The organism is Streptomyces sp. NPDC057438 (genome assembly GCF_042802995.1).
Classification (GTDB): Bacteria; Actinomycetota; Actinomycetes; order Streptomycetales; family Streptomycetaceae; genus Streptomyces.
Map to the genome: position 1 here is coordinate 1 of NZ_JBHVDD010000099.1, position 22,057 is coordinate 22,057.

A 22,057-nucleotide genomic window follows, 5' to 3' on the forward strand; every position below is an offset into this window, starting at 1 on the left:
GGCAGGGTCCGTCCGGCGCCACGACCCGGATCGGCGGGGGACGCGGCCGGGACGCGGCAGAGGGCGCGCCCGGCCGGAGCCGTCTAGAACGCCGACTCGTCCAGCTCCATCAGGTCCAGCTCGACACCCTCGGAGATCTTGCGGGCGAGGGTGACGCCCGGCAGGACGTTGGCCGCGAAGAACTTCGCCGCCGCGATCTTGCCGGTGTAGAAGGGCTTGTCCTTGGCGGAGGCCGTCTCCAGCTTCTCGGCGGCCACGGCGGCGCCCTTGAGCAGCAGGTAGCCGACGACCACGTCACCGGAGGCCATGAGCAGGCGGGTGGTGTTGAGGCCCACCTTGTAGATGTTCTTGACGTCCTGCTCGGTGGCGGCGAGGTCGGTGAGGAGGAGGCCGACGATGGCCTCCAGCTCGACGGCTGCCTTGGCGAGGTGCTCACGGGCGGTGTCCAGCTGCTCGCCGCCCTCGCCGAGCGCCAGGAACTTCTTGATCTCCTCGGCGAGGGTGTTCAGCGCCGCGCCCTGGTTGCGGACGATCTTCCGGAAGAAGAAGTCCTGCCCCTGGATCGCGGTGGTGCCCTCGTACAGGGTGTCGATCTTGGCGTCGCGGATGTACTGCTCGATCGGGTACTCCTGGAGGAACCCGGAGCCGCCGAAGGTCTGCAGGGACTGGGCGAGCTGCTCGTAGCCCTTCTCGGAGCCGTAACCCTTGACGATGGGCAGGAGCAGGTCGTTCAGGGCCTCCACGGCGGAGACGTCCTCGCCCGCGGCCTCCTTGACCTGGATCTCGTCCTGGATGGAGGCCGTGTAGAGGACGAGGGCGCGCATGCCCTCCGCGTACGCCTTCTGCGTCATCAGCGAGCGGCGGACGTCGGGGTGGTGCGTGATGGTGACCTTGGGCGCGGCCTTGTCCATGAAGTTCGCCAGGTCGGTGCCCTGCACGCGCTCCTTGGCGTACTCCAGCGCGTTGAGGTAACCCGTCGACAGCGTGGAGATCGCCTTCGTGCCGACCATCATGCGGGCGAACTCGATGATGCGGAACATCTGGCGGATGCCGTCGTGCTTGTCGCCGATCAGCCAGCCCTTGGCCGGGTGCCGGTCGCCGAAGGTCATCTCGCAGGTGTTGGAGGCCTTGAGGCCCATCTTGTGCTCGACGTTCGTCGCGTACACGCCGTTGCGCTCGCCCAGCTCGCCGGTCTCGAAGTCGAAGAGGTACTTCGGGACGAGGAAGAGGGACAGACCCTTGGTGCCGGGGCCGTGGCCCTCGGGGCGGGCGAGGACGTAGTGGAGGATATTCTCCTCCATGTCGTGCTCACCGGAGGTGATGAAGCGCTTCACGCCCTCGATGTGCCAGGAGCCGTCCTCCTGCTGGACCGCCTTGGTGCGGCCGGCGCCGACGTCGGAGCCCGCGTCGGGCTCGGTGAGGACCATCGTGGAGCCCCACTGCTTCTCCACGGCGACCTTGGCGATGTGCTTCTGGACCTCGTTGCCCTCCTCGAAGAGGATTCCGGCGAACGCGGGGCCCGAGGAGTACATCCAGACGGCCGGGTTGGCGCCCAGGATCAGCTCGGCGAAGGCCCAGATCAGGGAGCGGGGAGAGGTGGTGCCGCCGATCTCCTCGGGGAGGCCGAGCCGCCAGTACTCCGAGTCCATGAAGGCCTTGTAGCTCTTCTTGAAGGAGGCCGGTACCGGCGCGGTGTTCGTCTCCGGGTCGAAGACCGGCGGGTTGCGGTCGGCGTCCGTGAAGGACTCCGCCAGCTCGTTCTCCGCGAGCCGGGTCAGCTCCTCCAGGATGCTCTTCGCGGTGTCCGTGTCCATCTCCGCGAACGGGCCGGTGCCGTACAGCTTGTCGCGCCCGAGCACCTCGAAGAGGTTGAACTCGATGTCGCGGAGATTCGACTTGTAGTGCCCCATGGCGACGGCTCCGTAAGAGAGATCGGCGAGGCACTTGATCCTCGCGCTAGTTCACATACCAACGAGTAGCTTCTCTGTCGATGATGCTACCCATCGGTAATAAGAAGCAACCCCGAGCCGTCCATCTGTGACTCGTTACGCTTTGCCGCATGTACGGCTACGACCAGAGCGCCGGTTCCCAGCAGCAGTACGCCCCGCCGCCGCAGCAGCAGATGCCCGGGCAGATGCCCGGCGGCCAGATGGGGGGCGGATACGGGCAGCAGCCACCGCTGTACCCGGAGCCGTCCCCGCCCTCCCTCGCGGACGCGGTCCGCGCCTTCACCACCGGCCAGCTGGCCGCGGAGGACTTCCAGCAGGTCTTCGCGACCTCCAAGGTGTACTGCCCGCGCGGTGACAACCCCGGGTTCCTGGCGCTGCACAACACCCAGCAGCCGGTGATCCCGATGTTCACCTCGCTCAAGGAGCTGCGCCGGTACGCCGGCAAGGAGTCCAAGTACTTCGTGATCACCGGTGCGGAGGTGATCGACCTGCTGCCGACCGGGTACGGCTTCGTCCTCGACATGGAGGGGGAGCACCGGATGGTGTTCGACGCGAAGGCCGTGGAGCAGATGGTGGAGTTCGCGATGCGGCGGATGTACGGGTAATGCGTTGCGCGCGGCTTCCCGCGCCCCCCAGGTGGGCCGCGGTTGCGCCGTGTCGGTTCGCTGAACCGTTTCCTCGCCGGTGACCGGGATGGTCGTCTCGCCGTTGGTCCTCTGGGGCCGACGGCGTTCTGCTGCCTGGGGCCGCGCGGGAATGGGATGCGGGTTGTGTGCTGTTGGGGGTAGCAAGAAGTTCAATAGTCAACTAAACTGAGCGCACAAGGAGGTACCGACATGCCCGCAGTGACCGTCGAGAACCCGCTGACCCTGCCCCGTGTCGCCGCGCCGACCGATGCGGTGGCCCGGCCGGTGCTCACCGTGACGACCGCGCCCAGTGGTTTCGAGGGCGAGGGTTTCCCGGTCCGCCGTGCGTTCGCCGGGATCAACTACCGCCACCTCGACCCGTTCATCATGATGGACCAGATGGGCGAGGTGGACTACGCGCCGGGAGAGCCGAAGGGCACCCCCTGGCACCCCCACCGCGGCTTCGAGACCGTCACCTACATCATCGACGGGATCTTCGACCACCAGGACAGCCAGGGTGGTGGCGGCACCATCACCAACGGTGACACCCAGTGGATGACGGCCGGCTCGGGCCTCCTCCACATCGAGGCGCCGCCGGAGTCCCTCGTCATGTCCGGCGGCCTCTTCCACGGCATCCAGCTGTGGGTGAACCTCCCGGCCAGGGACAAGATGATGGCCCCGAGGTACCAGGACATCCGCGGCGGCCAGGTCCAGCTGCTCACCACCCCGGACGGCGGCGCCCTCCTGCGCGTCATCGCCGGTGAGCTGGACGGCCACGAGGGGCCGGGCATCACCCATACCCCGATCACCCTGCTCCACGCGACGGTCGCGCCGGGGGCGGAGATCACCCTGCCGTGGCGGGAGGACTTCAACGCCCTCGCGTACGTCCTCGCCGGGCGCGGCAGCGTGGGTGCGGACCGGCGTCCGATCCACCTCGGCCAGACGGCCGTGTTCGGGGCGGGCTCCTCGATCACCTTCCGTGCGGACGAGCAGCAGGACTCCCACGCTCCCGACCTGGAGATCGTGCTCCTCGGCGGACAGCCGATCCGTGAGCCCATGGCCCACTACGGCCCGTTCGTCATGAACACCCGCGACGAACTGCAGCAGGCGGTCGAGGACTTCCAGAAGGGGCGGCTGGGGACGATCCCGGCGGTTCACGGGATGACCCCCGAAGGGCTGTAGGGCTGTAGATCTTGGGGTCTGTGGATCTTTGGGTCCGTAGGTCCGTAGGTCCGTAGGTCTGCCGGCTGCGGGTCTGCTCAGGGGGAAGCCCCGTCCACACGCGGACGGGGCTTCCCGTCTTTCGGTTCACTGCGTTCCGGGTGATGATGCCCACCCGTAAAACCGCTGGCCCACCTTTCCTCCCCCTGCGTAGGTTTTGGCATGTCCACCCGGTCGGCTGACCTCCGGCACGGGTGGTTCGTAGGGGGAGACAGCACGCCTGACGACGCCCCGGCCCGTGGCCGGGACGTCCGTCAGGCATGCCCTGTGCCCTCGCCGTAAGGACTGGGGAACGGGGAGAGGCGTGGACAGAGTGCCCGACGACCGTGGAATCCGCCGCCGGGACGCACTCCGTCCTCCGGTCGCTTGAGCACCGACGCCCCGCTGCGCGTGCGGTGCCGCGAGGCCGTCGCGGTTGTCCCGGACGTCTGCTCGGCGGCCGTGGCCCCGGCCCTGGCCGTGGTGCGGCGCCTGCCGCTCTGGTCGGTCCCGGCGGTGTGGACCCTGGCCCTCGGCCTGTGGGGGCTGTCCCGGCAGCACACGGTGTGGCGGGACGAGGCCGCGACCTGGCAGGTGGCACGGCGTTCGGCCGCCGACATCTGGTACATGCTGGGGCAGGTCGACGTCGTCCACGGGCTCTACTACCTGCTGATGCACGGTCTCTTCGCGTGCTTCGGTCCCGGCACGACGACCCTGCGGCTGCCCTCGGTGCTGGCCATGGCGGCGGCCGCCGCCTGTGTGACGGTCATCGGCCGCCGGCTGGCCGGGGTCCGGGCGGGGCTGGGCGGCGGGCTGGTCTTCGCGCTGCTGCCGGCGGTGCAGTTCCACCTCCAGGAGGGCCGCTCGTACGCGCTCGTCACGGCCGGCGCGGGCCTCTCGACGCTGCTGCTGGTGACCGTGCTCCATCGGGAGCGGGACGGCCGTGGGGCGCGCGGGGCGGCGGCCTGGACGGCGTACGGGGCCGTGGTCCTGGTGTGCGGGCTGCTGAACTGGCTGTCGCTGCTGATCGTGCCCGCGCACGCGGCGACCCTGGTGTGGACGCGGGCGTCACGGCCGACCTGGGCACGCTGGACGGCGGCCTCGGCGGTCGCGACGGCCGGTGTCCTGCCCTTGCTCCTCTTCAGCCGCGGGCAGTCCGGCCAGGTGTCCTGGATACCGCCGCTGACCTGGCACATGTTGATCGGGCCCGCGGTCCTGCTGACGATCGGGGGTCTCGGGGCGCTGCTGGACCGGCCGCGGGCGGGACGGCTGTCGGTCGCCGCCGTCGCGCTGCCGCTGCTGGCGGTGCCGCAGCTCGGACTGCTCGGGCTCTCCCTGATCCGGCCGCTGTTCCTGGAGCGCTATGTCCTGTCCAGCATGCTGGGTCTGGCGCTCCTGATCGGGGCGGCCCTCGGCGCGGCGGTCCAGGCCGTCCCGCCACGGTTCCCGCAGGCGGCGTCGTGGCTCGTCCCGGTGGTGGTCGCCGTCGCGGTGGTGGCGCTGCTGCCGCAGTCGCTCGCCAAACGGTCCCCCGCCAGCCGCGTCGACGACGTCCTCGCGACCGCCGAGGACGTACGACGCCTGAAGCGGCCCGGCGACGCGGTGGTCTTCGTGCCGTCGGCCCGGCGCGACACCGCGCTGGTCTCCCCCGACGACTTCGCGGGGGTGCGGGACATCGCGCTGGCCCGGAGCCCCGCGAGGTCCGGGACGCTGAAGGGGGTGGAGGCGGACCCGGCCCGTGTCCGCGCCGCGATGCTCGCGGAGCGACGGATCCTCCTGGTCACCGACGCGCCCGAGGTGGCGAGGCCGCTGACGGCGGGCCGGGACAGGACGAAGGCCGCCGTACTGGAGCGGTACTTCACCGTGGTGGCGGACGAGCGGGCCCATGGACGGCGGCTGCTGGTGTACGAGCGGGACTGAGCGGGGTCGCGCGCGGGCGGCCGGATGTGCCATGGCATGGGCGGTCTGCAGGCGAGGCCGGGTGGCGTGCGCGTGAAGTGTTCGGCGGCGGCCGCCGGTCGAGGGCCGGTACGGTACGACGAGGCCCGAAGCCGCAACCTCGATTGGCGACTTCGGGCCTGTCTTCATATACCTCCGCTCCGCAAGCCAGGCAGCAGGGGGTGTGACGCGTGTCCCTGGCAATTACACGGGCGGGCCACTGGTCGCGTTGCGTGTCACCCGGCCGGGGCGTCATACCAGGGCAGGGTCGTCGGGGGCGTGGTGCTCTGGGGGTGTGCAGTTGCTTCCCGAGGGCGTGCGGCGTGTGGCCGCGTGGTGTGCCGTGCTGTTGCTCGTCGCCGGGGTCGGGTACGTCGGCGTCCGGCTGTGCGTGGAGTTCCGGGCGGCGGTCACCCCGGTGCTGCTCGCCCTGCTGGGGACCGCGCTGCTGGGACCGTTGCACCGGAGGCTGGTCAGGGCGCGGGTGCAACGCTCGGTGGCGGCGGGGCTCACCTGTGTGGCCGTGGTCGGGATCGTCGGCGGGGCCGTGTACGTCGTGGTCGCCGCGCTCATCGAGACGGGGGACCAGATCGTCGCCTCGCTACGGAACGCGGCGGACGATCTCGCCTCGCACGCCGGGGCGGCCGGCACCTCGCTCGACGATCTGGCCGCCAACGCGAAGGAGTTGCTCACCAGGTTCGGCGGGACGGCGGCTTCGAACGTCATCAGCGGGGTGAGTGTCGTCGGTGAGGCCATCGCCATGGCCGTCCTCGCGCTGTTCCTCGTCTTCTTCTTCCTGCGGGACTCCCAGCGGGCCGTGGGCACGCTCCGGTCCATGTCGCCGCGCGGGGGCGCGGACCTGGTGGAGGCGATCGCGCGGCGGGCCTTCGAAGGGGTCGAGGGGTTCATGCGGGGGACGACACTCATCGCGTTCATCGACGCGGTCTGCATCACGGTCGGGCTGCTGATCCTGGACGTGCCCGGCGCGATCGGGCTCGGGGCGCTCGTCTTCGTCGGGGCGTACCTCCCCTATCTCGGCGCGTTCGTCTCGGGCGCGGTGGCCGTGCTCGTCGCGCTCGCGGACCGGGGGGTGGTGATCGCGCTGTGGGTGCTCGGGGTGGTTCTCGCGGTGCAGATGCTGGAGGGGCATGTACTCATGCCGATGATCCAGAGCCGGACCGTGCAGATGCATCCCGCGGTCGTGATGCTCGCGATCACGGCGGGAGCGTCGGTGGCCGGGGTGCTCGGCATGCTGCTCGCGGTGCCGTTGACGGCGGCCGCCTTCGGGGTGGTGCACGAGCTGAGGGGGCGGTACGCGGTGGAGGGGGGCAGGGGCGAACCCGGTGGACCCGCCGCCCCTCGCGTGCGGTCCTAGTCCACCGGTCGCCCGTTCGAGCCGTCCGGCGGTGCCGTCTCGTGCAGCTCGAACCAGATGCTCTTGCCGTCGCCGCGGGGGTCCACGCCCCAGGCGTCCGCGAGTACGTCCATGAGGACGAGGCCGCGGCCGGAGGAGGCGAGTTCGCCGGGGTGGCGCTTGTGGGGGAGGGCGTCGCTGGCGTCGGTGACCTCGACACGCATCCGGCGCTTGCCGCCGTCGCCGGTCATCTCGGCGACGAGGAGGGCGTCGGCGTCCGTGTGGACGAGGACGTTGGTGAGCGTCTCGGAGACGAGGAGGACCGCGGAGTCGACCTGGTCGCGGCAGTTCCAGTCGTGGAGCAGTTCGCGTACCTGCTGGCGGGCGCCGGCGATGCGTTCGGGCTCCGCCTGGGCGACGGTCAGTGCGGTGCGCCGTACGGGCGGCCGTACGTCGTCGTCGCGGTCGTGCCGCTCGCTCTTGCGGCACAGCAGCAGCATCGCTATGTCGTCCTCCCGCCGGTCGGCGAGCGGGCCGGGCGTGTGATGCGAGGAGGGACCGTGCACCCCTTGCACCAGCGCGTCCGCCAGTGCCTCCAGCCGGCCCGGCGCCAGGCCGGCGGGCTGGGGGGTGGGGGTGAGCGGCGGCGCCTCGGGGTGGGTGGGGGTGAGAGGGGCCGGCGCGGGCTGGGCGGGCGAGAGGCCGTTCGGCTGGGGGTGGTCGGTGCCCGACCACCCGGGATCCCCGGCCGTCGTCCGCCCTGTGGTCCTCGGCCCACCGGTGGACAGCACGCCGGTCCCTGCTTCGCCGGTCCGCGGCCCTTCGGCGGTCGGCCCGGCGGTCTCCGCACCGTCGGGCTGTGAGCCGGTGGCAGCTGATCCGCCGGTTCCCGGCTCCTCGCCCCCCGAACCGCCGGCCGCCGGCCGTTCCGGGCCCTGGCCGTCGGCCCGTCCGGGGCCGTCGGCCGTGTCGGCCCCGGGTGGGGTCGTGTCGAAGGATTCCAGGATGGTGCGGATGCGGCGCCAGCCCGTGTCGAGGTCGTGGCCGCCCGTCTCGATGAGGCCGTCGGTGCACAGCAGCATGGTCTCGCCGGGTTCGAGGACGAGCCGGGTCGTGGGGTAGTCGGCGTCGGGGTCGATGCCGAGGGGGAGGCCGCCCGGGGTCGGGCGGACCAGGACCGTGCCGTCGGCCATGCGGACCACCGGGTCGGGGTGCCCGGCGCGGGCGATGTCGAGTACGCCGGACACCGGGTCGACCTCGACGTAGAGACAGGTCGCGAAGCGCAGGTCGGCGAAGTGGGCGGCGGAGTCGTTGGTGACGCCGTGCAGGAAGCGGGAGGCGCGGGAGAGGACGGCGTCCGGGGGGTGCCCCTCGGAGGCGTAGGCGCGCAGGGCGATGCGGAGCTGGCCCATGAGCCCGGCGGCGCGTACGTCATGGCCCTGGACGTCGCCGATGACCAGCGCGAAGCGGCCGCTCGGCAGGGCGATCATGTCGTACCAGTCGCCGCCGACCTGGAGCCCGCCGCCGGTGGGGACGTACCGGGCGGCGACGCTCATGCCCGGTATCTCCGGGCCCAGTGTGGGGAGCATCGTGCGCTGCAGGCCGTCGGTCAGTTCGCGTTCGGTCTCGGCGGCGCCCGCGCGGGAGAGCGCCTGGGCGAGCATGCGGGCGACGGTGGTCAGCACCGAGCGTTCGTCGGGGGTGAAGGTGACGGGGTGGGTGAAGCCCGCCATCCACGCGCCCATCGTGCGCCCGGCGACGGTCAGCGGCAGGAAGGCCCACGACTGCCGGGCGAACTGCTCGGCGAGCGGCCAGGCCGTGGGGTAGCGCGCCTTGTAGTCCTCGGGGGAGGAGAGATAGACGGCGCGGCCGGTGCGGGCCACCTCGGCGGCCGGGTAGTCCGTCTCCAGCGGCATATGGGTGAAGGGGCCCTCGGCGCCCTGGCTGTGGCCGTGGTGGCCGATGACGGTGAGGCGGTCGGCCTCCACCCCGAACACGGCGAGCCCGTCCGGTGAGAAGCCCGGCATCGCCAGGCCCGCCGCGACCCGCAGTACCTCCTCCGTGGACCGTGCCTCAGCCAGCGCCCGGCCCGCGTCCAGCAGGAACGCCTCACGCGAGCGCCGCCAGTCGCCGGTGACGGACGGCGCGCGGACGGCGGTCGCCGGCGAGGGTTCGGTGACCTCCTGGATGGTGCCGATCAGCTCGAAGGACCTGCGCACCGGGTCGAAGGTCGGCTTGGAACGGCTGCGGACCGTACGGATCACCCGGCCGTGTTCGTCCATGATCCGGATCCGTACCTCGGCGAGGGTGTCCTCGGCGACGGCGAGCTGCACGACCGAGACGATCTCGTTCCAGTCGACGGGGTGCAGACGGGACCGCGCCCCGGCCTGGGTGAGGGTCGTCGGCTCCGCGGGCAGCCCCAGGAGGCGGGCGGCCTCGGCGTCCACCGTGACGGTTTCGGCAGCGCTGTCCCAGGTCCACAGTCCCGTCGCGAGGGCGGACAGGACGTCCCCCACAGTGGGCGGGGGCTCACCAGTGCGCATTGACCCACTCTAAGAACAGCTGATCGGACCGTGCCACCGGCGCTGTACCGGGTACCGATCGTGACCGGATGCATGACAAGCGACCACGACCGGTGGCGACGGAGGTGACGGCAATCGACGCTAGCGACAGTAACCGCTTGCGGTCCTGCCCATGGCTATGACGGTGCGTATCCGGTCAGGGTTGAGTCCCTCGTGCGGGAGGGCTCCGGTCCGTCAGCGGTAAATGGTGGGGAGGTGATCTCGGGGTGCCCGGTACCCTTGGGTTTGTTTCACGTGAAACATCGGCCGTGAGACACCGGCCGTGAGACACCCGCCAGATCCCCGATCAGCGAAGGCTGGATGAACGACGATGCATCGGTACAGGTCCCACACCTGCGGCGAGCTCCGCGCCTCTGACGTCGGCACCGACGTCCGGCTGAGCGGCTGGCTGCACAATCGGCGCGACCTGGGCGGCATCCTCTTCATCGATCTCCGCGATCACTACGGCATCACGCAGCTGGTGGCCCGTCCGGGCACCCCGGCCTACGAGGCGCTGGACAAGATCTCCAAGGAGTCGACCGTCCGCGTCGACGGCAAGGTCGTCTCGCGCGGCGCCGAGAACATCAACCCGGACCTGCCCACCGGCGAGATCGAGGTCGAGGTCGGCGAGGTCGAGCTGCTCGGCGCCGCCGCCCCGCTCCCCTTCACCATCAACACCGAGGACGGGGTCAACGAGGAGCGGCGCCTGGAGTACCGCTTCCTCGACCTGCGCCGCGAGCGCATGCACCGCAACATCATGCTGCGTACGGCCGTGATCAGCGCCATCCGTCACAAGATGACGGCCCTCGGCTTCAACGAGATGGCGACGCCGATCCTGTCCGCCACCTCCCCCGAGGGCGCCCGCGACTTCGTCGTGCCCTCGCGCCTCAACCCGGGTAAGTTCTACGCCCTCCCCCAGGCCCCGCAGCAGTTCAAGCAGCTGCTGATGATCTCGGGCTTCGACCGGTACTTCCAGATCGCGCCCTGCTTCCGGGACGAGGACGCGCGCGCGGACCGTTCGCCGGGGGAGTTCTACCAGCTCGACGTGGAGATGTCCTTCGTCGAGCAGGAGGACGTGTTCCAGCCCATCGAGAAGCTCATGACCGAGCTGTTCGAGGAGTTCGGCAACGGACGGCACGTCACCTCGCCCTTCCCGCGCATCCCCTTCCGTGAGGCGATGCTGAAGTACGGCTCCGACAAGCCGGACCTGCGGGCCCAGCTGGAGCTGGTGGACATCACCGACGTCTTCGAGGGCTCGGAGTTCAAGGCCTTCGCCGGCAAGCACGTGCGCGCGCTCGCCGTGCCGGACGTCTCGGCCCAGCCGCGCAAGTTCTTCGACCAGCTCGGCGAGTACGCGATCGAGCAGGGCGCCAAGGGTCTGGCCTGGGTGCGGGTGGCCGAGGACGGTTCGCTGTCCGGTCCGATCGCCAAGTTCCTCACCGAGGAGAACGTCGCCGAGCTGACCAAGCGCCTGTCGCTGGCCGCCGGCCACGCGGTCTTCTTCGGCGCGGGCGAGTTCGACGAGGTCTCGAAGATCATGGGCGCGGTCCGCGTCGAGGCCGCCAAGCGCGCCGGGCACTTCGAGGAGGGCGTCTTCCGGTTCTGCTGGATCGTCGACTTCCCGATGTACGAGAAGGACGAGGAGACCGGCAAGATCGACTTCTCGCACAACCCGTTCTCGATGCCGCAGGGCGGTCTGGAGGCCCTGGAGACCCAGGACCCGCTGGACATCCTCGGCTGGCAGTACGACATCGTCTGCAACGGCGTCGAGCTGTCCTCCGGCGCGATCCGGAACCACGAGCCCGACATCATGCTCAAGGCCTTCGAGATCGCGGGCTACGACCATGAGACCGTCGAGGAGCAGTTCGCGGGCATGCTGCGCGCGTTCCGCTTCGGCGCCCCGCCGCACGGCGGTATCGCGCCGGGCGTCGACCGCATCGTCATGCTCCTCGCGGACGAGCCCAACATCCGCGAGACCATCGCCTTCCCGCTCAACGGCAACGCCCAGGACCTGATGATGGGCGCGCCGACGGAGCTGGAGGAGGCGCGGCTGCGCGAGCTGCACCTGTCGGTGCGCAAGCCCCAGCCGAAGTAGGGCCTGCTGTCTTTTCCACCAGGCATTCTGGGAAGGGGCCGGAGATCGTCTGTCGATTTCCGGCCCCTTTCGCCTGTGCTGGGGCAGGTCGTTGGGGACTTCCCGGTGTGACGTGTCGCAGGGGCGTGTCGGCGGGCATCCGCCGTCACCTCGGCGGTGGCCTCGGGTTCGGTGTCGCCCGCCGGGGCCTTGGAGTACGCGGCAGGTGAGTCCGACCGGAGTCCCGGCCTGGGAAGCGGCCGGAAAGGGGCGGCGATTTCGCGCCCCTTCTCCTTCCGTGCGGGAGTCCAGGCAGGAATCCGTACGCGACTGCGAGGTGAACCACAGGCCCTTCCCACGGCTTTGACAGCCTGCCTCCCTAATTTCCTGGCCATGACGGGAAACCAGACGGGAAACCGGACCGGAAACGAGAAGGCCTCAGGGCCGAAGCACAAACGGGACCTGACGCGCCGCAGGGTCGTCATGGCGGGCGCGGGCGCCATGGCTGCCGTGGGCGTCGGCGGAGCGGTCGTCGCGACGGCCAGCGCGGGCACGAACGGCGAGGCAGGCAAGAAGCCCACCGCGAGCGCCGGCGAGGAGTGTTACCAGCTCACCTCGGAGACCACCGAGGGCCCGTACTACATCGACGCGGACAAGCTCCGCCGGGACATCACCGAGGACAAGGAGGGCATCCCCCTCACCCTCCGCCTCAAGGTGATCGACGCCGAGACCTGCAAGCCGGTCCGCAACGCGGCCGTGGACATCTGGCACTGTGACGCGCTCGGTCTCTACTCGGGCTACGAGAGCTTCTCCGAGGGCGGCGGCACCCCGCCGACCGACGCCCCCACGGGCGCCCCCACGGACGTGCCGACGGGTGAGCCGCCGGCCGGTGGAGGCGGAGGCGGCGGTCACGAGGAACCCACCAGTGACACCCGCTATCTGCGCGGCACCTGGAAGACCGACAAGCAGGGCCTCGTCACCTTCGAGACGATCTTCCCGGGCTGGTACCGGGGCCGCTGCGTGCACATCCACACGAAGGTGCACGTCGACGGCGAGTGGACGGACGCCGGTTACGAGGGCGGCACCACCTGCCACACCGGCCAGTTCTTCTTCGACGAGGACTCCGTGCTCGCCTCCGCCGAGGTCGAGCCGTACTCGACCTCCACGACCGAGCGCACGACCCTCGACGACGACACGATCTACGACGGCAGTGGCGTCCAGGGTGGTCTGCTCAAGCTGAAGTACCGGAAGAAGAACGACATCGCCCAGGGTGTCGTCGGCTCCCTCACGGTCGGTGTCGACCCGGAGGCCACGCACACCGGCACGGACGACTCCGTCCAGCCGGACGCCTCGGTCCCGGAGTCGGAGGCCGCCTCGGTGAGCTGACCCGTCCGGCCTGCGGCTCTGGCCCGGAACCCTCCCCCGGGTTCCGGGCCTTCGGCGTGCACCCGCGCCCGGGCCGGGTACCCGCTGGGCGACTCATCAGGTGACGCACAGGTTTTCCGACGGATGAGCACAGCGGAAGGGGGTGTCATGGGACGTACAGGGTGAGGGAACCCGTACACCCCGTACACCCCCTACGGGACGTACCGGCCGTCGGGGCGCGGTGGCCGTACGGGACGAGACGTGGGAGCTGGAGGAGGCCATGAAGGCGGTCGTGCTGGTGGCGGTGTTGCTGATCGTCGGGGCGGTGGTCGCGCTCGTCGCGCGGCGGCGGTCCGTGGAGGACCCCGGCCCGTCGTCCGGCCTGGACGCGGAGGCCGACGCCAACCGCTGGGTCGTACGGCTGGGCGGAAGCCTGGCCGGCATCGACGTACGCGCCCAGGCCACGGCGGGCGGAGCCGCGGCCGAGTCCCTGACCGACGCCGCCGAACGCCTGCGGACCGCCCGCGCCGAGCTCGCCCGGGCCCGCACGCCCGACGAGTACGCGCGGGTCTCGCGCACGGCGGTCGAGGGACTGCGCCATGTACGGGCGGCCCGTGCGGCGCTGGGGATGGACTCGGGGCCGGGTGGTGCGGACGGCCGAGCGGCCTCCGGAACCGCGAACAGGTCGGTCTCCGCCGCCCCTTGACCCCCCCGGTCGGCCGGGAACGGGCACCGGGCCGGGCCACCTCCGGCAACCATGGGAGGGAGGGGCCCTCGACTCGACGGCGGATCAGCGCTTCAGGGTTCGGTACCGCTTCAGCAGGGCGCTCAGCCTCTGCGGGTCCTTGCCGGCGTTCAGCTCGGTCAGGAGGTCGTCCGGGCAGAGTTCGTAGAGGTCGCCCCATCAGGGCCCTTCTGACAGATCTCCGCGGCGTCGCGACGCCCGGCACGCACTCTCGCCGCACCGGGCGAAAGCCCACGTACGTCCAGTACGAGGTCTTCCGCCCACTCCCGGCACGCCGAGAGCACGCACCGAACGCCGCGCCTTCTCCCACGGAGATCTGCCAGAAGGGCCCTGGCCCCGGCGGCGGTTGTCGTAGACGCGGTAGCCGCCGGGGACTCCTCGGGCGACGTAGCGGCGTCTGCTCACTCGGGCTCCTCCGGTGGGGATGCCAGTGCCTCCTCTTCAAGGAGGCGTTCGGCGATGTCGTCGGCCCAGGTCTGGGCCCAGCGGCGGAGTCCCAGGATGGCCTCGGCGTCCAGGCCGTGGCGAGTGAACTCCCGGTCGTCGAGCCATTCGGTGCCCTCCAGACGGGACTGGAGGTCGGTGAGGTCGAAGGTGCTGGACGTGGCGGAGGTGTGGCGCCGGGCCAGTTCCTCCAGTTCGGTGACGGTCCGGTGCGCGGTGGCCGCGTGCACGGCGATCAGGTCGCGGGCGGCGCCCCGGTCGGCCACGGCCCGGACCTTGGCACCGACCACGTCCTCCAGGGAGAGCGTCGGGCCCCACGCCGTCCGGACCGGCGGGTGCCAGAGGGTTTCCTTCTGCAGGTCGAGGACGTGTTCCTGCGCCGTCGTGGGATCGGTGACGAGGAGACGGGCGGAGAGCGGGGCCGTCTCCACCGCGTGCGCCGCCCAGCCGCGTTCCGCCAGGCCCGCCCGGACCGCCGCGGCGATCTCCGGCATCGGGGCCGCGTGCTCCGTCGCCACCTCCAGGTCCCGGCCGGGCGGCCGCGCCTCGACGAGCCCGTGCGCCTGCGCCGCGTGGTCACCGGTGAGGGCGAGGGCGTACGGGGCACCGATCTCCAGCACGTCGTCCAGGAGGTGACGGAGCCCGTCGGGGACGCCGTTCACGGGTGTGCCTCGAAGGCGGCGGGGCTCGGGGGCGCCGAGGCGCCGGGGTGCCGGGGTGGGGCCATGGAGGAATTATCACGGCCCCACCGGAGGACCGGTCAGTACGGCCGGCGGCCCAGCCAGTTCCCCGGCGGATCGAAGTTGGCCACCACATAGGTCCAGCCGTTCCCGCACCGGGCCCTGGCCGCGCCGACCCGTGTCGAGGTCCGCCAGACCAACTGGGTGTAGTGCAGGCACTCCCGGTCGTGCACACAGGCGTTGGAGGGACGGTCGTAGTCGTCCCTCTCGTCCAGCCAGAGGCGGGCCGCGTCCGCGAGGGAGTAGCGCGGGTGCGACCCCTTCGCCAGGTTCTCGCCGTACCGGCCGTTCGAGTGGATCAGCTCGCAGTCCGCGACCCGCACGCGCGCCCACCGCCGGGCGTGCGCGGCGACGGACTCGTCCCAGACCAGCGGGGGTACGCCGACGTCGGCTCGCGCTTTGTTGACGATCGTCAGGAAGGCGCTGATCTCCGGTGGTCGGGCCGTAGGCGCCAGCGAGCCGGTGGTGCTCGGCCCGGTCGCCGCGCCCGCCCCCGGGGCCCTTGCCGGCGTCGCCGTGGCCGTCTCCACGGCCGTGGGCCACGGGCCGGCCGCCCGCGCCGTCACCGGTGCGAGGGCCAGCAGGGCCGCCGCCGCTGCCGTCGTCGCGCGCAACCTGCCCCGGCCGGGCACCGGACCTCGTCCCACCACTGGTTCCGTTCCCCTCTTCGTGCCAACTTCCCTGCCGCCGCCGCCACTTGTACGGCAGGCGCCGGAGTGCGCGACGGCTCAAGGAGCGCTCTGCCACTCCATCGGGGGAAAGCGGGGCGGCAGGGGTTTGGGGCCGACCGCCCCGGCCGGTCCCGCGTCCGACGGTACGGTCGCTCGGCGCGGGGCGCGCGTTGGTGCGCGGCAGGGGGGCGGCTCCTGGGCGGGTGCGGGGCCGGTGGGGCTTCTCGCGCAGTTCCCCGCGCCCCTCAGAAGCAGGGGTTGCGCCTCGTGCTCTCGGCGTCGGTGTCCGTGCCTGTCTCCGCCGCCTCCGCTGCCACTGCCGCGGACTTGGTGAGCGCGGACCGCTGGGCTCCCGGGGCGAGAGGAGCGGCGGGAGCGGGGCCGGGAGCCGGGGCCGGGACCTCGACCTCGTCGCCGCTCACGGCCCCCGTCCTGTCGGCCTCGACCCGTACGTACGTCTCCGTCCGGCTGTCGGTCTCCGTCCCCGGCCCGTGGTCCGGGGAGGCGTCCGTGAGCTGGACGACCGTGGTGCGGGTCACCGAGACGACGCCCGGCGTCGCGACCAGCTTCGCCGCCTGCCGGCCGGTCAGTTCGGTGGCGAAGCCGTTGATCGTGTAGGCGTAGTCGTAGAGCGACTCCACCCCCGGCACGGCGTCGAGGACCTGCTCCCGGCGGTCGTCCAGATGCGCCACGTACGTGCGGACCCTGGCGGAGTCCGCGTCGAGCCGTCCGCCCGCCGTGGGCGCCGTCCGCTTCAGCCGGGGCAGTCCGCCCTCGTACGCGGCGACGGGCGGATCGGCGAGTTGCACGATGTAGGTGTCGGCGTCGGGACGTCCGCCGCTCGGGGCGGAACCGGCATCGGCGGCGAAGGTGGGAGCGATGACCGCGGTGACGGTCATGGTTCCGGCGAGCAGCGGTGCCAGCAGGGTGACCGCGACTCTCGGGCGTATGTGAAGGTGCGTCAACTGTGGTCCATGTCGATCGATCTGAGAAATCTCGATCCCCCGAGGACCCCAATGTCACAGACGACTCACCGGTAATAATCTTGAAAGCTCACGTACTGGCGGGTCTCCACAGTCGTTTCACAACACGCGGCGAAAGCCGACAGGTTGCACCGGCCGTGGGCTTCACCGGCCGTCGGCTGCCACGACTTCTCAACTTCGCTCGAGGGAAGGCAAAGCAAGCTCGAAGGCTCACCCCGGATCGTCTTCCGCCATGGACCAGCCCCTTCTCGTGGTCGCCGATCTGGCCGCCATCGCACCGACACCGGCGGCCTGGCCGGCTCCGGCAAGCTCGGCTCGGCGAAGAAGATCGCCACGGTCACGGCGGGCGAGGCACCGGAGGGCGGCTTCGGGGACCGAGAGGGGGCGGCGACCGGGGCTGGCGGAAGCCTCCGGCCACGCGCGGGGGCGGACCCGGCCGGGGCTGCTTCGCAGCGGGCGTTCGCGTCGGTGCCGGCTCAGCGCTCGCCCGAGGTCTGCGCAGCACGGTCGGCGAACAGGTCCTCAGCGCGCTCGACCGTACCCGCCCGGTCGAGCCAGGCACTGACGAGGGTGAGGTCGGTGCACGTGGTGATGCGTTCACGGAGGTCCTCGGTGACGGGGATGCCGCGTACTTCGAGGACGCGCAGGACCCCTTTGGCCTCGCCTTTGGCTTCGCCCTCCAGGTAAGCCGTCTCGCGCACTGTTCCACGACCGGGAAAGTAGCTGACGAAGCTCATGATGTCCCTCCACTTTTCTCCTGCGGGGGTACCCCGCAGGTTGATTTCCAGGAACTCGTAGAAGTAGTCGACCGCCTTCCCGTCCGTCGCCTGCAGGGCGCGGCCCATCGCGTCCAGTATGTCGTTGATCCGGGCGCTTCGGGCGTGGGTCAGGGCGGAGAAGGCGGCCATGGCGAGGTTGTTCGCCGCGGTCCTCGCGTCAGTGATCACTGGAAGGTTGTCCGGTCCGACGACCATGGGATGGGTGCGCTGTGTGATCCAGCCTCGCGTGCCGCAGTCGAAGGGCCCCGACGCCCACTTGGCGGTGCGCCGGTCCTGGCAGACGACGAGCAGGAGCACGGGCAGCCGGTACTTGGACTGGAGATACGAGACGTAGTACGGCCAGCTCATCTCCTTGCCCGGCTTCCGCTCGCCCTGCACCTCGACGGCGAGCATGAAGTCCTCCCCGTCGGTCTTTCGAGGGGCGACGAAACGTTCACGCCGTCATGCGTGCAGCCCGGCGAGGCGTCGTTACGCGGGGGTGCCGAAGTTCTGGGTCCAGTAGTTGCCCGGGCCCGCCAGGCCGATGCCTATTTCCTTGAAGCCGCAGTTGAGGATGTTGGCCTTGTGGCCGGGGCTGTTCATCCAGCCGTCCATGACGCTGTCGGCGGTGCCGTATCCGGCGGCGACGTTCTCGCCCGCCGATCGGTAGGCGTATCCGACGCGGCCGAGGCGGTCGGTCATGGAGGAGCCGTCGGAACCGGTGTGGGACATGTTCGTGTGGTCGGCCATGTCCTGGCTGTGGTTCTGCGCGGCCTTGGTGAGCTTCGCGTCCACGGTCACCGGCGAGCAACCCGCTTTGGCGCGCTCGGCGTTGACCAGTTGCAGGACGCGGTCCGTGGGGCCGGAGTCCGCGCTGGTCGCGGCGGGGGCGGGCGTGGCCTTCGCCTTCGCGGGGTTCGGGGTGGTCGCGGGCCTGGTCGGCTTGTCGGCGGTGTCCGCCGGCTTCTCGGCGGGCCGGTCGGCCTTCTTCGAGGGGGACGCGCTCGGCGTGGGGCTGGACCGGCGCTTGTTCGGGGTGCGGGACGGGGTGGGGGAGGCCGGGGCGTCCGCGACGGAGGCCCGCTCCTGCTCCGAGGGCGTGTCCGACGGTGTGGGGTCGGGGGCGGGGTCGGACTTCTGGCCGCCCCACCAGGAGGCAGCCGTATCGCGCCAGCCGCCGGCTCCGGCACCGCTCGCGACGACGGTGGTGGCGCCCACGGCACCCACGGCCACCACGACCGCCGCGGCTATGACAGCCCTCCGGCGTCCGGCACCCGGGCGCTTCGCCTTCGCGGCGTTGCGGGCCGAGGTCTTCGGGGCGCCCCTCTTCCGGCGGTGACTGCTCATGCATGGCCTCACAGACTGGTCCGACTTCGGTCCGACGGCGTCGCGACCTCGGTGGCCGTGGCCGTGGCCCTGGCGAGCCCGGTCATTATGGGGACCGTCGAGCACACCAGGCAACGAACGCGTGTACTACTCCAGGTGCGGTTCCGGTAACGATGCGTAAGTGCTCCGGTGTCGGTGAAGCGTGCCCCCGGCGCACCCGTCCCGGCGCCAACACCCGTCCGGGACCAGGCAGAAAGCCGTTGCGCGCCGACGGCTCGGGTCGACGCCGCAGATCTCAGTCACCGGTTCGATTCGGTACCCGGTGGCCGAAATGGTCGATAGATACAAGGGAGAGTGCGTTGTCGCCCTGGAAAAGCGGGGCGATCAGCTCTATCGCGGCGCAATTCGGTCGTGACGCATGTCACCCCGATTCGAGGTGTGCGCAGGACGGCCGCAGACTGGAAGTGGCGGGGCTCCCGAGAGAGCGGATCCTCGTACGGAGATTCCCGAGGCCCCGCGGTGGATCGGCCGTGGAGGAATCATGACGGCAGTCACGCGGGCGGAAGCCCCGGTTGAGATCGAGGGCGACGGCCTCGAGGTGCGCATCCAGGAGATGGGCGGCGGTATGAGCGTCGCCTTCCTCAAGCTCCCCCAGGGCATCGACATGACCCCGGCCCTCAAGGGCCTGCCCGACGACCTGTGCCAGTGCCCCCACTGGGGCTTCGTCGTCAGCGGCCGGCTGCGGATGCGCACCAAGGAGGGCGAGGACTACTACGAGGCGGGACAGGCCTACTACTGGAGCCCCGGCCACTCCCCGGAGGCCCTGGAGGACGTCGAACTGGTGGAGTTCTCCCCGACGAAGGAGTTCCAGGAGGTGCTGGACCACATCAAGTAGGCGCGTGTGGCAGTGGAGCGGTCGCGACGCAACTCGGCTGCCGAAGGCTCGTTCCCGAGTCGTGCGGACGGTGAGGGCATGGCGCCCTCGGGGCCTCTCCTGTCCGCCGGAATACTCACCAGCGGGCGGGCGTACGCGGGGCGCCGGAACATCAACCCGACGCCGCAGCCGCGGGGCGTCTACGTGTGGACGGACCTCACGAACGACCTGGCCGTCGGTAGGCCCAGAACGTCCCCGCCACCGCCTGCTCGATCTGCATCGCGGCCCAGGGCAACGGCGCCTGGGTGAAGGTGTTGACCACGACCGGCAGCGTCTGGGAGACGCACGGCGACACGATGGGCGGTACCTACGTCTGGGACGAGCCCTGGGAACCGCTGGCAACGCCGACGCCGCAGCCGTAGCACCGTAGACCCGCAGGAGTACGCGACTGCTTCCCGACCGGGCGGCCGTCCATCGCCGGCCGGCACGGCGGGGGCGAGCCGGGCGCGCCAACTCCCGTCCCTGTTCTCGGAATCAGGCGGCAACCTTTCACCACCCGGTGACCACACATGAGTCGGAACCCCCTTCACGGGGGCTCCACACGAACCACGTGTTCCCCCGCACCACGTACGTTACGTAAGGACTCATCCGTGGCCTCTGCCTCCCCGCGCCCGTCCCACCGCCGGTCCCTCCGCAAGCGCCGGACCCTCGTGGTCTCCGCCGCCGCCGTGGCCGCCGCGGTCGGCGCCGGCGTCCTCGTGATGAACGCCAGCGCCGACCCCGTGGACCTGTACCACCAGGTGCTGCCGGCCAAGGACGGCTGGGCGGCGTCCGGCTCCGGTACGACCGGCGGTGCGAAGGCCGACGCGGCGCACACCTTCACGGTGTCGACGCGGGCACAGCTCGTGAAGGCGCTGGGCTCCGCCACCGACACCACCCCCCGGATCATCAAGATCAAGGGCATGATCGACGCCAACACCAGCGACTCCGGCAAGAAGCTGACCTGCGTGGACTACGCCTCGGGCACCGGCTACTCGCTCTCCGCCTACCTGAAGGCGTTCGACCCGTCGACCTACGGCAAGAAGGCACCGAAGGGCGCGCAGGAGACCGCGCGCGAGGCCGCCGAGACCAAGCAGAAGAAGAACATCGTCTTCAAGGTGCCCGCCAACACCACCCTCGTGGGTGTCCCCGGCACCAAGGCGGGCATCCTCGGTGGCAGCCTGACGGTCCAGAACGTCAAGAACGTCATCATCCGCAACCTCACCTTCGCGGACACCCAGGACTGCTTCCCGGCCTGGGACCCGACCGACGGCTCGTCGGGTGAGTGGAACTCCAACTACGACTCGGTCACCCTGCGCGGCGCGACCAACGTCTGGGCGGACCACAACACGTTCACCGACGCGCCGACCTTCGACAAGACCGAGGCGACCCACTTCGGCCGCAAGTACCAGGTCCACGACGGCGCCCTCGACATCACCAACGGCTCGGACCTGGTGACCGTCGAGCGCAACCAGTTCCTGAACCACGACAAGACGATGCTGATCGGCTCCAGCGACACCGATTCCACCGGCAAGCTGCGCGTGACGATCCACCACAACGTGTGGAAGGGGATCGTGCAGCGGGCGCCCCTGGCCCGCATCGGCCAGATACACCTCTACAACAACGTGTACGACACGACCACGGTCAACGGCTACGCCCCCAGGTACAGCATCGACTCCCGCGCCAAGGCCCAGGTCGTCGCCGAGCGCAACGTCTGGAGGATCCCGGCCGACGCGAAGGTCGCCAAGCTGCTGAGCGGTGACGGCACGGGCTCGCTCGCCGGCACCGGCAACGTCGTCAACGGCAAGGCCACCGAACTCGTCGCCGCGTACAACACCGCGAACTCGTCGAAGAAGCTCAAGACCACGGTCAACTGGACCCCGGCCCTGACCGCCGGCCTCCAGGCCTCCGTGACGAACCTGCTGACCGACCTGACGGGCACGGGTACGTCGGCCGCGGGCGCCGGCCTCCTGCCGTAGCCCCCATGAACTCCTGGCCGGGGGCGCCACCTTGAGGCCGGGAAGGTGTCCCGGACCCGATCAGGAAGGGGTCCGGGACACGCGCAGAGGGGCCCGGGGTGCGAGTACGCTCCCCGGGCCCCGTGGGCTCCGCGGCCGCCCCGCTGATCAAATCGTCCGCCCCGCCCGACCGCACGCGAGGCGCATGACGCCGTCGGCCAGAGTATCCGGCGAGGGGCGAGCAGGCTCTCTCCGCTCACCGCACCCCTTCCAGGGGACCGTGTACCGGGCCGGGATTCCCGCCGGGGCGCTCGCGGCAGTCGCGGCACCGTGCGCCGGGGCCGGGCGAATGGAAGCCGCGGTCACAGCCGTCGCAGTTCCGGACCTTGTACTGGACGGGCGCGGGCTCGGCAGCGGCGGGAGTTGTCGTGGATCACGCCGCCCGTTTGGGT

16 protein-coding genes and 1 pseudogene are annotated in these 22,057 nt (G+C 70.9%); 9 read left to right on the forward strand and 8 right to left on the reverse strand.

The genetic code is table 11. From position 1 onward, the window contains the following. Positions 1-83: 83 nt before the first annotated feature. Positions 84-1,910 (reverse strand): acyl-CoA dehydrogenase, encoded by a 1,827-nt coding sequence (locus ACFU5F_RS35985; protein WP_383896789.1) that lies wholly within the window; start codon positions 1,908-1,910, stop codon positions 84-86. 149 nt (positions 1,911-2,059) lie between these two features. Between ACFU5F_RS35985 and ACFU5F_RS35990 the strand changes: the two genes are divergently transcribed. The 4 genes from ACFU5F_RS35990 to ACFU5F_RS36005 all read left to right on the forward strand — a co-directional run bounded on the left by ACFU5F_RS35990 (position 2,060) and on the right by ACFU5F_RS36005 (position 7,088). Beyond that, a complete protein-coding gene (locus ACFU5F_RS35990) occupies positions 2,060-2,554 on the forward strand; it encodes an SseB family protein (RefSeq protein WP_013002174.1) in 495 nt (164 codons plus the stop codon). A 231-nt stretch (positions 2,555-2,785) separates the two neighbouring features. After that, positions 2,786-3,757, forward strand: coding sequence for a pirin family protein (locus ACFU5F_RS35995; protein WP_383896793.1), 972 nt, complete (start codon positions 2,786-2,788; stop codon positions 3,755-3,757). Between the two features lie 480 nt (positions 3,758-4,237). Next, a complete protein-coding gene (locus tag ACFU5F_RS36000) occupies positions 4,238-5,695 on the forward strand; it encodes a hypothetical protein (protein ID WP_383896847.1) in 1,458 nt (485 codons plus the stop codon). 313 nt (positions 5,696-6,008) lie between these two features. Then, positions 6,009-7,088 (forward strand): AI-2E family transporter, encoded by a 1,080-nt coding sequence (locus ACFU5F_RS36005; protein WP_383896796.1) that lies wholly within the window; start codon positions 6,009-6,011, stop codon positions 7,086-7,088. On the opposite strand, the gene ACFU5F_RS36010 is transcribed toward ACFU5F_RS36005, so the two are convergent. Then, on the reverse strand, positions 7,085-9,610 hold the full coding sequence (locus ACFU5F_RS36010) for a SpoIIE family protein phosphatase (RefSeq protein ID WP_383896799.1): 2,526 nt from the start codon (positions 9,608-9,610) through the stop codon (positions 7,085-7,087). The two genes, ACFU5F_RS36005 and ACFU5F_RS36010, sit on opposite strands and share 4 nt — an antisense overlap. Positions 9,611-9,959: 349 nt before the next feature. On the opposite strand from ACFU5F_RS36010, the gene aspS reads away from it, so the two are divergent. The 3 genes from aspS to ACFU5F_RS36025 all read left to right on the forward strand — a co-directional run bounded on the left by aspS (position 9,960) and on the right by ACFU5F_RS36025 (position 13,773). Then, a complete protein-coding gene (aspS, locus tag ACFU5F_RS36015) occupies positions 9,960-11,723 on the forward strand; it encodes an aspartate--tRNA ligase (protein WP_383896802.1) in 1,764 nt (587 codons plus the stop codon). A 372-nt stretch (positions 11,724-12,095) separates the two neighbouring features. Next, a complete protein-coding gene (locus ACFU5F_RS36020; protein WP_383896805.1) occupies positions 12,096-13,088 on the forward strand; it encodes an intradiol ring-cleavage dioxygenase in 993 nt (330 codons plus the stop codon). Between the two features lie 220 nt (positions 13,089-13,308). Further along, a complete protein-coding gene (locus ACFU5F_RS36025) occupies positions 13,309-13,773 on the forward strand; it encodes a hypothetical protein (RefSeq protein WP_383896808.1) in 465 nt (154 codons plus the stop codon). Between the two features lie 84 nt (positions 13,774-13,857). Here the strand turns inward: ACFU5F_RS36025 and ACFU5F_RS36030 are convergent. The 6 genes and pseudogenes from ACFU5F_RS36030 to ACFU5F_RS36055 form a co-directional block, all read right to left on the reverse strand. Further along, positions 13,858-14,217 (reverse strand): annotated as a pseudogene (locus tag ACFU5F_RS36030) (hypothetical protein). Next, positions 14,214-14,918 carry a hypothetical protein gene (locus ACFU5F_RS36035; RefSeq protein WP_383896810.1) on the reverse strand — a complete coding sequence of 235 codons (705 nt, stop codon included), beginning with the start codon at positions 14,916-14,918 and terminating at the stop codon, positions 14,214-14,216. Before ACFU5F_RS36035 ends, ACFU5F_RS36030 begins: the two are co-directional and overlap by 4 nt. Before the next feature lie 98 nt (positions 14,919-15,016). Next, positions 15,017-15,643, reverse strand: a complete 627-nt coding sequence (locus ACFU5F_RS36040; protein WP_383896813.1) for a pathogenesis-related family 1 protein — start codon at positions 15,641-15,643, stop codon at positions 15,017-15,019. A 269-nt stretch (positions 15,644-15,912) separates the two neighbouring features. Continuing rightward, complete coding sequence (locus tag ACFU5F_RS36045; protein WP_383896814.1) at positions 15,913-16,632, reverse strand: protease inhibitor I9 family protein; 720 nt, start codon at positions 16,630-16,632, stop codon at positions 15,913-15,915. A 494-nt stretch (positions 16,633-17,126) separates the two neighbouring features. Continuing rightward, on the reverse strand, positions 17,127-17,822 hold the full coding sequence (locus tag ACFU5F_RS36050) for a hypothetical protein (protein WP_383896817.1): 696 nt from the start codon (positions 17,820-17,822) through the stop codon (positions 17,127-17,129). 75 nt (positions 17,823-17,897) lie between these two features. Continuing rightward, positions 17,898-18,755 (reverse strand): CAP domain-containing protein, encoded by an 858-nt coding sequence (locus ACFU5F_RS36055; protein WP_383896820.1) that lies wholly within the window; start codon positions 18,753-18,755, stop codon positions 17,898-17,900. A gap of 520 nt (positions 18,756-19,275) precedes the next feature. Here ACFU5F_RS36055 and ACFU5F_RS36060 point away from each other — a divergent pair. Both ACFU5F_RS36060 and ACFU5F_RS36065 read left to right on the forward strand, forming a co-directional pair. Continuing rightward, positions 19,276-19,629: a hypothetical protein gene (locus ACFU5F_RS36060; protein WP_383896823.1), complete on the forward strand. Its 354-nt coding sequence runs from the start codon at positions 19,276-19,278 to the stop codon at positions 19,627-19,629. Between the two features lie 629 nt (positions 19,630-20,258). Next, positions 20,259-21,626, forward strand: coding sequence for a polysaccharide lyase family 1 protein (locus ACFU5F_RS36065; RefSeq protein ID WP_383896825.1), 1,368 nt, complete (start codon positions 20,259-20,261; stop codon positions 21,624-21,626). Positions 21,627-22,057 lie beyond the last annotated feature (431 nt).